We start from the raw sequence: 598 nt of genomic DNA on the forward strand, positions 1-598 counted from the left end.
AAAAAGACAAAATCAATCCTGCGTATTATCACCCTCGCGCCAAAACGTTTTACGCTAATAAGATCCGTAAAAATAGCGATCCACCTTCCGGTGCCAGAAATAAATGGCTCAATAACAGCACCACCATCGTGACTTTTGTACAGAAGAAGAATTCCAATAATATTTACCCTCCCCACCATCTCCCCTATTGTAATACCCGGCAATAAATGCCAATTCGCCATCCAAACTTCCTGTAGCAGAACGCAGTTCATTAAGATTGTTAAATGTAAGCATAGATTAAGGTTATTGATGAACTATAATAAAAATATCTGATTATAATGAAAGCTAATTATTTAGCTCAAAAATAAAAATTTATACATTATAGTATCATTAAAATACACAACAAAATATTAGCATGAAGAAAGTCTTAAAAAATGATCATACACAATAACCAACTTGGAAAGATAGCGCCTACTGGTTTATATTACTGTAACAAAATAAAAAACATTTCACAAGATGTGAGTTGAAGAGGTGAAGCGTTTATATGACAAATGAAATTAAACTTAAGCAATAAAACTTATTTAAAAACCCAAAAGAACAGGTGAACTCTTACATAAAA

Annotated in this window: 1 protein-coding gene; it reads left to right on the plus strand. The window is 31.9% G+C overall.

What is annotated here, in order from left to right; genetic code table 11:
• Window positions 1-206 (plus strand): hypothetical protein (locus A1D16_RS11560; RefSeq protein ID WP_290709591.1); only part of this gene is annotated, 206 nt, incomplete at its 5' end.
• Window positions 207-598 lie beyond the last annotated feature (392 nt).

The organism is Flavihumibacter sp. CACIAM 22H1 (genome assembly GCF_001601815.1).
Taxonomy (GTDB): Bacteria; Bacteroidota; Bacteroidia; order Chitinophagales; family Chitinophagaceae; genus Flavihumibacter.